Source organism: Brevundimonas sp. EU05-FHT14B11 (assembly GCF_058790835.1).
Window position 1 is genome coordinate 430,141 of record NZ_JBYTCY010000003.1, and the last position, 11,427, is coordinate 441,567.

General features: G+C 70.6%; 9 protein-coding genes. All 9 read right to left on the reverse strand.

Translation table 11 applies throughout. From position 1 onward, the window contains the following. Positions 1–39: 39 nt before the first annotated feature. The 9 genes from AC3WRV_RS15370 to ccmI all read right to left on the reverse strand — a co-directional run bounded on the left by AC3WRV_RS15370 (position 40) and on the right by ccmI (position 11,418). Positions 40–2,913 carry a bifunctional [glutamine synthetase] adenylyltransferase/[glutamine synthetase]-adenylyl-L-tyrosine phosphorylase gene (locus AC3WRV_RS15370; protein WP_492313923.1) on the reverse strand — a complete coding sequence of 958 codons (2,874 nt, stop codon included), beginning with the start codon at positions 2,911–2,913 and terminating at the stop codon, positions 40–42. Beyond that, entirely contained in the window at positions 2,910–3,341 is a 432-nt protein-coding gene (locus AC3WRV_RS15375) for an acetyltransferase (RefSeq protein WP_492313924.1), read from the reverse strand. The genes AC3WRV_RS15370 and AC3WRV_RS15375 overlap by 4 nt, the downstream gene beginning before the upstream one ends. Further along, the gene (locus AC3WRV_RS15380; protein WP_492313925.1) at positions 3,338–4,774 is read right to left on the reverse strand and encodes a sensor histidine kinase; all 1,437 of its coding nucleotides are present in this window, start codon (positions 4,772–4,774) and stop codon (positions 3,338–3,340) included. Before AC3WRV_RS15380 ends, AC3WRV_RS15375 begins: the two co-directional genes overlap by 4 nt. A gap of 9 nt (positions 4,775–4,783) precedes the next feature. Further along, on the reverse strand, positions 4,784–5,455 hold the full coding sequence (locus tag AC3WRV_RS15385) for a response regulator transcription factor (protein ID WP_492313926.1): 672 nt from the start codon (positions 5,453–5,455) through the stop codon (positions 4,784–4,786). A gap of 570 nt (positions 5,456–6,025) precedes the next feature. Then, positions 6,026–7,570 (reverse strand): Do family serine endopeptidase, encoded by a 1,545-nt coding sequence (locus AC3WRV_RS15390; protein ID WP_492313927.1) that lies wholly within the window; start codon positions 7,568–7,570, stop codon positions 6,026–6,028. A 113-nt stretch (positions 7,571–7,683) separates the two neighbouring features. Next, positions 7,684–8,175: a cytochrome c-type biogenesis protein gene (locus AC3WRV_RS15395; protein ID WP_492313928.1), complete on the reverse strand. Its 492-nt coding sequence runs from the start codon at positions 8,173–8,175 to the stop codon at positions 7,684–7,686. Beyond that, positions 8,172–10,151, reverse strand: coding sequence for a heme lyase CcmF/NrfE family subunit (locus AC3WRV_RS15400; RefSeq protein WP_492313929.1), 1,980 nt, complete (start codon positions 10,149–10,151; stop codon positions 8,172–8,174). Before AC3WRV_RS15400 ends, AC3WRV_RS15395 begins: the two co-directional genes overlap by 4 nt. Beyond that, complete coding sequence (ccmE, locus tag AC3WRV_RS15405) at positions 10,148–10,618, reverse strand: cytochrome c maturation protein CcmE (RefSeq protein WP_291832825.1); 471 nt, start codon at positions 10,616–10,618, stop codon at positions 10,148–10,150. The genes AC3WRV_RS15400 and ccmE overlap by 4 nt, the downstream gene beginning before the upstream one ends. Then, on the reverse strand, positions 10,615–11,418 hold the full coding sequence (gene ccmI, locus AC3WRV_RS15410) for a c-type cytochrome biogenesis protein CcmI (RefSeq protein WP_492313930.1): 804 nt from the start codon (positions 11,416–11,418) through the stop codon (positions 10,615–10,617). Before ccmI ends, ccmE begins: the two co-directional genes overlap by 4 nt. Between the last annotated feature and the right edge of the window lie 9 nt (positions 11,419–11,427).

The window sequence follows — 11,427 nt, forward strand, 5'->3', positions numbered from 1 at the left end:
CCGTGTGCGTCCCTGTCAGGAGATCAAACGGGGGTGGCTTCAGTCTCCGTCGCGAACCGGCGGCAGGGCCGTCTCGAAGGCTGCTCGCGCCGCGGCCCGGACCTCGGCCAGACGCGCCGTCAGGGCGTCGAAATCGGGCGCGCCCGCGGCCTCGGCGAGACGGCGGCGGAACCCCTCGGGCTCGGCGGAAGGATCGCCGGTCTCGTCGAAGGCGGCGGCCAGCACCTGTCCCAGGGCCTGTTGCAATCGCCAGGCCTCGGCCAGCTCAGGATCGCCCACCAGGGCGTCCAGCGTCGAGACGGTCAGCGGGGCGCCCGTCGCCGCCGCGCGCAGCTGGCCGGCCTGGGCCACGAACTCGGCGTCGACCTGCCCGCCGGGCGCCAGCTTCAGGTCCCAGGCGCCGCGTCCGGGCCGTTCGCGCGCCATCAGGTCCCGCATGCGGCGGGCGTCGGCGGCGATGTCCACGCCGGGCCGGGGACGGCGCAGAATGGCCTCGAGCGCCGCCGTGACCGCCGCGCCGAAGGCCGGATCGTCGGCCCAGACGACGCGGGCGCGGGTCAGGGCCATGAACTCCCAGGTGTCCGCCTCGGCCGCGTAATAGTCCTGGATGGAGGACAGCCGCAGGGACACCGGTCCCTTGGCCGCGCCGGGGCGCAGCCGCATGTCGACCTCATACAGCCCGCCCTCCGCCGTGTGCGCCGACAGGGCGGCGATCAGCCTTTGGGTGAAGCGGGAATAGAAGACGCCGGCGGCCCAGCCCTTGTCGGACGACACCGCCTCGGGCGGCGCGTCGTAGAGGGTCATCAGGTCCAGGTCGGAACTGGCCCGCATCTCGCGCGATCCGGCCTTGCCCAGCGCCACCACCGCCACCTGTCCGCCGGGCAGGTCCCCGCCCTGCCGCGCGGCCTCGGCCAGGGCGGCGGGGGCCAGGGCGGCCAGCGTCGCGTCGGCCAGCGCCGTCAGGGCGCGACCGGCGCTTTCCGCCCCCGCGCGACCGGTCAGGATCTGCAGGCCGATGCGGAACATCTGATCGCGGTGGATGCGCCGGACGGCGTTCATCGCGCCTTCGAAATCAGGGGCCGCGCCGGCCTCGGCCAGCATCTGCTCGGCGACGCCGGTGTCCTCTTCCAGGTCTCGGGTGAAGCGGGCGTCCAGCATGCTGTCCAGCGCCGCCGGATAGCGGCCCAGGGTGCGCGCCAGTCGGGGCGCGAAGGCCATCACGCCGACCACCAGGTCGAACAGCCGGGGCTGGGCCAGGAACAGGGCCTGCACCTGCACCCCGCCGCTCAGGCCCGCGAAGAAGACGGCGAAGCGGCGGAAGGCGTCATCCGCCGCCCCGGTGTCGGCCAGCGCCGTCAGCAGCCGGGGGGCCAGCCGGGTGAACAGCTCCCGCCCCCGGGCCGTCCGGGTCGCGGGAATGCGTCCGTGGTGCCAGCTGCGGATCGTGTCGGCGACGGCCGCGGGTTCGGAAAAGCCCATCCGTTCAAGGGTGGCCAGGGTCTCGGGGTCGTTCTCGACGCCTGTGAAGACCAGGGAGCCATAGCGGGACGACAGTTCCTCCTCGCCCTCGAACAGCTCGCCGTAGCGGCCGTTGACCCCGACCAGCACGGCCTCCACGCGGGCGTCGAAGACCGCCAGGTCGCCCTCCCCCGCCAGGGCCGCCACGGCCGCGCGGCGGACGGGGTCCGTGGGCAGGCTGTGGGTCTGTTCGTCGTCCAGCATCTGGACCCGGTGTTCCAGCCCGCGCAGTTCGACATAGGCGGCGGTCAGCTCGGCGCAGACCTCGGCCTTCACGTGGCCCGCGTCGCGCAGGGCGGCCAGCGCCTCGACGGTGCGCGGGACCCGCAGCTGCGGGTCCCGCCCGCCCAGGATCAGTTGCTGGGTCTGGGCGAAGAACTCGATCTCGCGGATGCCGCCGCGCCCCAGTTTCAGGTTGGCCCCTGCCGCCTCCAGCCCCTCGCCGGTCTTGTGGACGTGGATCTGTCGCTTGATCGACTGGATGTCGAGGATGGCCGGATAGTCGAGGCTGCGCCGCCAGATGAAGGGGGTCAGCGCCTTGAGGAAGGCCCAGCCCTCCGCTTCGTCGCCCAGCATGGCCCGGGCCTTGATGAAGGCCGCCCGCTCCCAGTTCTGGCCGACGCCCTCGTAGTAGGTCAGGGCGAAGGGGACCGCGATCACCGGCGGGGTCGAGGACGGATCGGGCCGCAGCCGCAGGTCGACGCGGAACACATAGCCGTCGCCGGTGCGCTCCTGCATCAGGGTCGAGAAGGCGTGGGCGATCCGGTCGACGAAGCGCTGCGGCTCGACGCCGTCGGCCAGCGCCGCGGTCAGCACCTCCGGCTCCCAGAACAGGCTGATGTCGATGTCCGAGGAGTAGTTGAGCTCGTCCGCGCCGTGCTTGCCCATCGCCAGGCCGAACAGGCCTGGAATGGGGCCGCGCCGGTCGTCGGCGGCGGAGATCAGCTTGCCGCGCTCGCGCTGGTCGTGGGCCACCGCCGCCAGCGCCGCCCGGGCCGAAACGTCAGCGAAACGGCTGAGCGCGCCGGTCACCTGATCGAGGTCCCATTGACCGCCCAGGTCGGCCAGGGCCGTCAGCAGATGAAGCTCGCCCTTCAGACGCCGCAGCGGCGCGCGCAGGTCGTCCGCCCCCCCGGTCAGGGCGGCCGTCCCGTTCAGAACCTCGGCCAGGCGCGCATCGGCGCCCTGTTCCAGCAGATCATGCAGCATCTGCGGCCTGCGGCGGGCGAGGCCGAACAGATAGGGCGAAGCGGAGAAGACGGGGCCCAGAACCGGCCAAGCGGCCTGCAGCGTATCGGACCAGCCGCCTTCCGCCGCAGCCTCCGACAGCCGCTCATGGGCGCGCTCGGCGGCGGCGGCGTCAACGATCGGTCCGCAGGGCCGCAGGGCGCTCATCCCGGCGACCGCATATGCAGCAGCGGATAGGGGCGCCCCTGGTCGTCGGTTTCGGAACGCCCGGTCCGCGCGAACCCCAGGCGTTCATAGAAACCGATGGCGCGGGGGTTCTGCTCGTTCACATCGACCGTCAGCGCCGGGTGCAGCGACCGGGCGTGGTCCATCAGGGCGCGGCCCACGCCCGAGCCGTGGCGGGCCGGATCGACGAACAGGGCGTCGACGTGGGTTTCGGTCATGGCGATGAAGCCGAGCGGGCGATCCTCGCCGTCCACCTTCACCCAGGACACCATCGCGGGCAGGTGCTCGGCGACCAGGGCGTCGATCGCCTCCAGATCGTCCGGGGCGAGGAAGTCGTGGGTCGCGCGGACGGCGGCGCGCCAGATCTCCAGATTGCGCGGAGCGTCGGCGACGGTGGCGGCGCGGATCATCCCTCCGCCGCCGGCAGGACCAGCGCCACGCGCAGCCCGGGGCCGAAGCCGGCGTAGGCTCCGGGGCCCTCGTCCAGGACGATGCGCCCGCCATGGGCCTCCATGACCGCGCCGACCAGCGACAGGCCGAGGCCCGAGCCGGGCTCGGTGCGGCTGTTGTCCAGGCGGACGAAGCGCTGGATGACGCGCTCCCGATCGTCCTCGGGCACGCCGGGGCCGGTGTCGGTGACCGAGAATTCGATCTCGCCCGAAGACCGGCGGCGCGCGCGCAGCATCACCGCGCCGCCCACCGGCGTGTACTTGATGGCGTTGTCGATGATGTTGGCCAGCGCCTGGGCCAGGAAGGGCTGGTTGGCGTTGACCATCAGGCCGCGCTCGATCTCGGCGGAGAACTCCAGCCCCTTGTCCTCGCTGGCGGGCTCGTAGAGCTCGGCCATGTCGGCGGCCAGGTCGGCGGCGTCGAACACCGCCGGATCCGGCGTGCGGCCCGAACCGGCGGCGGCCTGCAGGCGGGCGATGGCCAGCACGGTGTTGAAGGTCTTCAGCAGGTCGTCCGCCTCGGACAGGGCCAGCTCCAGCGCCTCGGTGCCGTCGATCTTGCCGGCTTCGGCGTCGATCAGCGCCACCTCCAGCTTGGCCCGCATCCGGGTCAGGGGCGAGCGCAGGTCGTGGGCGATGGCGTCGCCGGCATGGCGGATCGAGGCCATGGAGGACTCCATCCGGTCCAGCATGACGTTCAGGCCGGCGCCCAGTTCGTCGAGTTCGTCGCCGGAATTCCGCACCGGCACCCGCGCCTTGAGGTCGCCCTCCTGAACAGCGCCGACAACCTTGTTCAGCCGGCCCATCGAGCGTTCCAGGTTGCGGCTGACGAACAGGCCGCCCGCCAGGCCCAGCAGCAGGACGATGCCCATCGCCGCCCACAGGGCCTGGGTCAGGCGGCTCAGATAGGCCTCGGTGTCGCCCATCGACTGGCCGACGAACAGGACCTCGCCGCCGGCCAGCCGCGCCTGCACCCCCAGCGACTGGGGCCGGGTGACCCGGCCGCTGGCGTCGTTGTCGGTATAGGTGAAGGTGCTCCACCGCGGGGTCCGACCGCCGTCCTCGGTGCCCTCCGGGATCAGGTCGATCGGCGTCTCGGTCAGGTTGCCGGTGATCAGGCCGCCGTTGGCGTCCATCAGCATGTACAGATACGATCCGCCCCGGATGGTCCGGTCCACCAGGGCCGCGTTCAGGGCGTCCTTCCCCCGCTCGCGATAGATGCCGGTCAGCACCCCGAACTCGGTCGTCACGTCCACCTGGGTCTTGGACCGCGCCTCATTGGCCGAGGCCACATAGACATAAGCCAGCACCGCGCTGGCCGCCGCTGCGAACAGGGCGACGAACAGCAGCGTCAGCCGGAAGGGCGTGCGGCGAAGGAGCGAGGGCAGCTTCATGCGGAGGCGCTACGCCTCCAGCCGATATCCCGCCCCGCGGACCGTCTGCAGCATGGCCTTGTCGAAACCCTTGTCGATCTTGGCGCGCAGGCGGCTGATGTGGACGTCGATGACGTTGGTCTGGGGGTCGAAATGATATTCCCAGACCTTCTCCAACAGCATGGTGCGGGTCACGGACTGGCCGGCGTGGCGCATCAGGAACTCCAGAAGCTGGAACTCCCGCGGCTGCAGGTCGATCTCCTGCCCGGCGCGGTGCACGGTGCGGGCGATCAGGTTCATCTCCAGGTCGCCGACCTTCAGCACCGTGGCGACCGAGCCGGTCTCGCGGCGGCGCGACAGGGCCTCGACCCGGGCGATCAGTTCGGCGAAGGCGTAGGGCTTGACCAGATAGTCGTCGCCGCCGGCCTTCAGACCCACGACGCGGTCCTCGACCTCGCCCAGCGCCGACAGGAACAGGACCGGAGTCTGGTCGCCGTCCTTGCGCAGGGTCTCGACCATGCCGATGCCGTCCAGGCGCGGCATCATGCGGTCCACGACATAGACGTCATAGCCGCCCTTCTGGGCCTCAAGCAGGCCGAAGGCCCCATCGACGGCGTGGGTGGTGTCGTGACCGGCCTCGGTCAGTCCCCGGACCATCGCGGTCGCGGCCTCGGCGTCGTCCTCGACCACCAGAATGCGCATGGAATCAGCCCCTGAATGCAAATCGCCGCCGATGTTAGCGCATCGGCGGCGATGAAGTCAGTTAAGCGTTATTCAGACTTCGGAAGAGGCAGGACCAAGGGCGCGTTGCCCTGCTGCGGCGTCCAGACCAGGATGAAGACTCCGGTGCCCGCCGACCCGGGCCACCACCGCCCAGAGAACCATCAAACCAAAAGCAATTGGGTCAGATATCCTGAATCCTATAAGCAAATCTTGAATAACCGTCTGGCCATTCATAGTAACAATTATACGTTACACCACCAACGTGATAGCAAACAATGGCGGCCTTGGATTCATCCCTGACTTCTTGCTGCTGCTGCGCTTGAACCAAGGTCGCAGAACCCAATATCGAACACGCAGCCACAAAACCGGATAAGATAGTACGGGAAATTATCTTCATAACGACTTCCTTCAAGCAGGTGAACGCCAAAGCGAGACAGGAAGCACTACAACCTATAGATTTTCACAAAGCAAGAACAACCTAGAGAATCCTCGCCTGAGTGCAAATCACCGCCGATGCCGATGCATCGGCGGTGATGAAGTGACCGAGCCTTACTCAGACTTTGGAAGGTCCAGAACCGTGGGGACATTGCCCTGCGGCGTCCAGACCAGGACGAAGACCCCGGTGCCCGCAGTCTGGGCCGCCTGGACGGCGGCCTGGAAGTCCGCCACCGAGGTCACAGGACCGCGCCCCGTCCGCATGATCACGAAGCCCGGCTGATAGGCACGGTTGTCGCCCCGGCCTTGCTGGGTGATCACCACGCCGTTGATGTTGGCGGGGATATCGTAGCGCTGGCGCAGGGCCGGGCTCATCGGCGCGACGGTCAGACCGCCCACCGCCGTACCGGCCGAGGCGCCGCCAGGATTGGGTTCGGCATCCGGAGCGGGGGCGCTGCCACCGTTCAGTTCGGCCACAGAGGGACGCGTGCCGGAGCGGACATTGACCGTCTGACGGCGACCGTCACGAAGGATTTCGAGGCGCAGGTTGTCGCCGGGTCTCGCCTGCCCGACTCGACGGGTCAAGTCGTTGGAGTCCGTGATCTTCTGGCCGTTCAGGCTCAGAACCACGTCGCCTTGTTGCAGACCACCGCGTTCGGCCGGACCACCGGGCGTGACGCTGTTCACATAGGCCCCATCGCGGCTCTGAAGCCCCAATGGTCCCACCCAGGTGCGGTCGATCGGCCCGATCTCGACACCAAGGTAGCCGCGCTCAATGCTTTCACCACGCATCAACCGATCCGTGATCGGTTTGGCGACCGAGGCGGGGATGGCGAAGCCGATGCCGACCGAACCGCCTGACGGCGAGTAGATGGCCGAGTTCACGCCGATGACGCGCCCGTAGATGTCGAAGGTCGGGCCGCCCGAGTTGCCCCGGTTGATGGCGGCGTCGATCTGGATGTAGTCGGTGTAGGGCGTATCCCGATCCAGTTGATTCCGCCCCTGCGCCGAGACGATGCCGGCCGTGGCGGTGCCGCCCAGGCCGAAGGGGTTGCCCACGGCGATGACCCAGTCGCCCACGCGGGGCTGGGCCGTTTCCTCGAAGCTGACGAACGGAAAGTCCGAACCGTCCACCTTGATGACCGCCAGATCGGTCGACTCGTCGCGGCCGACGACCCGGCCGGCCATCTCACGCCCGTCGGCCAGCTTGACGCTGATCTCGACCGCGTCGGCGACGACGTGGTTGTTGGTGACGATGAAGCCGTCGGCCGAGATGAAGAAGCCCGAACCGGCGCCCAGGGCGGTCGCGCCCTCGCCGTCTTCGCCCTCGCCCTGTCCGTTCGGAGCCGGAACCGGCACAGGGCCGAGGCCCGGGATCTGGATGAAACCGCCGCGCGGTTGTTGCACGCGGGTCTTTACGTCGATCTGCACGACCGCCGGAGCGACCTGGGCGAAGATGTCGGCGAAGCTCAGCGGCGCGCCCTGCGGCGGCGCGAAGTTCAGGCCGGCGGCGCCGGCGCTGGGGATCAGACGTCCACTGACGCCCGCGACGGGGTCGGCATGGGCGGCCGGCCAGTCGATCACTCCACCCGCGGTCGCGGCGGCGGCGAAGGCCAGGCCGGCGACGGCTCCGAGCATGAATTCCTTGCGCTTCATCATAGGCGGTCTTGCGATCCTCTTGCCGGGCGACGAATGCGCCCGTTACGGCGATGAATATAGAGCGTTTGTGGATCTCACCAACGCCACGGCGCGATGATGGCTCCTGCCCCGCGTCAGTCGTCGGACGGCTTTGCGTCAGGATCGCGGCGAAGCTGCTCTCCGGCGAGAATATCGGCCAGTCGAGCCTCCTCATCAGGCGAAAGCGGAGAAATCTCCATCTTCCGGCGACGCGCGAAGACCAGCAGCGCGGCGCCCACCGCCAGCAACACCGCCAGGGGTCCGAACCACAGCAGCCAGGTCCCGATCCGCACCGGCGGCTTGAACAGGACGAAGTCGCCGTAACGGCGCACCAGGTCCTCGCGGATCGCCTTGTCCGTGCGGCCGGCGGCGATCTGCTCGCGCACCAGGCCGCGCATGTCGGCGGCGATGCCCGCCGGGCTGTCGGCGATGGCCTCGTGCTGGCAGACGACGCAGCGGATGTCGTCGAACAGGCGCTGGGCGCGGGCTTCCTGGACCGCATCCGGCAGGGGCCGGTCCGGCGCGGGCGGCGGCTCGGCGGCCATCAGCCCCACGGCGGCGACCGCGATCAGCAGGGCGCGCCTCACGCCGCCTTCCTCGCGTTCACGGCCAGGCGCAGCCGGCGGTCCATCAGCGACAACACCCCGCCCAGCGCCATGATCAGCGGGCCCAGGAAGATCAGCCGCGCCCACGGATTCCACCAGACGCGCACATTCCAGGCGGGTTGGCCGTCCGTCGCCCGCGCCCGTTCGCCGACCACGACATAGACGTCGTCCAGCCCGCGGAAATCGAGCCCGACCTCGGTCGTCGTCTGGCCGCCCGCCGGGAAGAAGCGCCGCTCGGCGGTCACCTCGCGCGTGCGGCCGCCGGGCGTGGCGACGCTGAGCTTGCCTTGCTCAGCCAGATAGTTGGGGCCTTCGACGATGCGGACCTGATCCAGGGTCACGGTCCACTTCCCTGCCTGCACCGACTGGCCGACGGCCAGCGGACGGGCCGCCTCGACGCGATAGCCGGTCTCGACCACGGCCCCCAGCACGAAGACGCCCAGCCCGGCGTGGGCCAGGGTCATGCCCCAGGCGCCCAGCGGCAGCCCCCTGGCCCGGCGCAGCGTCTCAACCAGAGGCGCACGGAACAGGCGGATGCGCTCGGCGGTCTCGGCCAGCGCGCCGAGGATCAGCCAGGCGCCCAGGCCGACGCCCGCCGCCGACAGGGCCTTGCGCGGCTCGAACACGGCGAAGGCCAGAAGCGCCATCACCACGGTCAGGGCGGCGGCGACCGCCAGCCGCTGGCTTGCCCCCTTCAGGTCGCCGCGCTTCCACGCCAGCAGCGGCCCGGCGGGCAGGATCAGCAGGGCCACGGCCATCAGCGGCACGAAGGTCAGGGCGAAATAGGGAGGGCCGACCGAGATGGTCGCGCCCGACGCGGCCTCCAGGATCAGCGGATAGAGGGTCCCCAGCAGCACCGTCGCCGCGGCGGCGGTCAGGAACAGGTTGTTGATCACCAGCGCGCCCTCGCGGCTGACCGGGGCGAACAGGCCGCCGCCCTTCAGCTGCGGCGCGCGCCAGGCGAACAGGGCGAAGGCCAGTCCGGCGGTCCCGCCCAGGATAGCCAGCAGCATCATCCCGCGCTCGGGATCGACGGCGAAGGCGTGCACGCTGGTCAGCACGCCCGAGCGCACCAGGAACGCCCCCAGCATGGAGAAGGTGAAGGCCAGCAGGGCCAGGAAGGTGGTCCAGCCCGCCAGCGCTCCGCGCCGCTCGGTGACCACGGCGCTGTGCAGCAGGGCCGCGCCCACCAGCCAGGGCATGAAGGAGGCGTTCTCGACGGGGTCCCAGAACCACCAGCCGCCCCAGCCCAGCTCATAGTAGGCCCAGAAGCTGCCCAGCATGATGCCGACGGTCAGGAAGGCCCAGCTGGCCAGGGCCCACGGCCGAACCCAACGGCCCCAGGCGGGCCAGAAGCTGGCGTTGGCGCGCCCTTCGATCAGGGCGGCGACGGCCAGCGAGAAGCAGACCGAGAAGCCGACATAGCCGAGGTAGAGCAGCGGCGGGTGCAGGGCCAGCGCCGGATCCTGCAGCAGCGGATTCAGCGAGTCGCCCTGGAAGGGAGCCGGGTTCAGCCGCGTGAACGGGTTCGAGGTGAAGACCGTGAAGGCCAGGAACAGGGCGCCCAGCAGGCCCTGAGTCGCCACCGCGCAGGTCTTCAGGCCGAAGGGCAGGTTGTGCGCTCGCGCCAGCGCCGCGCCGAACCCGGTCATGACCAGGCACCACAGCAGCAGCGAGCCCTCGTGGCTGCCCCAGGCGGCGGCGACCTTGTAAAGCATCGGCTTGTCGGTGTGGCTGTTGGCCGCGACGTTGGCGACCGAGAAGTCCGACACCGCGAAGGCGAAGATCAGGGCCGCGAAGGCCACGGCGACCAGGCCCGCCGCGGCGATGGCCGCGCCGTTGGCGGCTCCGGCCAGAACCGGGCTGCGGCGCAGGCGTCCGGCGGCCGCCATGACCGCCTGCAGCACCGACAGCGCCAGCGCGAGGATGAGGGCGAAGGCGCCCGTTTCGACGATCACGAGGCGGGATCTCCGGCGGCGGGACGCCATTCGCCCTTGGCCTTCAGCCGGTCGGCGACCTCGCGCGGCATATAGGTCTCGTCATGCTTGGCCAGCACCTGGGTGGCGCGGAACGAGCGGTCCGGCAGGAAGGCGCCCTGGGCCACGATCCCCTGCCCTTCCCGGAACAGGTCGGGCAGGTCGCCGCGGTAGACCACGCGGGTGGCCGCGACATTGTCTGTGACGACGAAGGCCACCTGGCCGTCGGCGTCGCGCTGGACGCTGCCCATCTCGACCAGGCCGCCCAGACGGATGACCCGGCCGGCCGGCGCCTTCTCCGCAGAGGCCTCGGACGGGGAGAAGAAGAAGGTCACGCTGTCGCGCATGGCGTAGAGCGACAGGCCGACAGCCAGCGCCAGGATAGGCGCCACGGCGGCGACGATCCAAAGGCGGCGGCGCGCCTTGGGCGATTTCGGCAGCCAGCTCATGCGGCGCCTCCCGGCGGCAGGCGGCGTTCCAGATCGGTCCGGCGCGGATCGGCGGGATCGAGCGCGGCGATCAGGGGCAGCCACATCGCGCGCACGCCCGCCGCGTCGCCCCGCGCCAGGGCGGCCTCGCCCAGGAAGTAGCGGGCCCCCAGCTGGTTCGGGTCGCGCTTGAGGGACTCCTGGAAGGCCGCCTCGGCGTCGCCCCCGACCGCGCCGTCATTGGCTCGCACCAGGCTTTCGCCCAGCCGGGCCCAGCTCTGGGCGTCCTCGGGGTTGAGCGCCAGCGCCCGGCGGAAGGCGGAGGCCGCGCCGATGGGATCGCCCGCGTCGAAGCGGGCCGCGCCCAGCATGGTCAGGGCCTGACGATTGTCGGGTTGCTCGCGCACGATGCGAGCGACGACCGCCGCGATCTGCGGGCCTTCCAGGGCCTCCGGCTGGACCGCCCATTCGTCGACCCGCCGCTCATAGGCCTGGTCCGGCAGTCCCACCGTGCCGACCAGAAGATACAGCCCCAGCGCCGCCGCGACGGCCGCGCCCGCACCGGCCAGGGTCCAGATGCGGTCCTTAGATCCGGCCCGCACCGGCGCGACCGCGCGCTCGCCCGACAGGATGCGGCGCCCGGCCTCGGCGCGAGCGGCAGCCCAGCCGGCCTCGTCCATCAGCCCGCGCGCCTTGAGGCGATCCAGCTCAGCCAGCTCGGCGGCAGCGGCGGCGGTCTCGACCGCCTCGCCGGCGTCGGCGCCGCGGCGGGCGCCGGTCAGCACCAGCAGGCCCGCGAGGGCCGCCAGCAGAGCCGTCATGATCCAGAA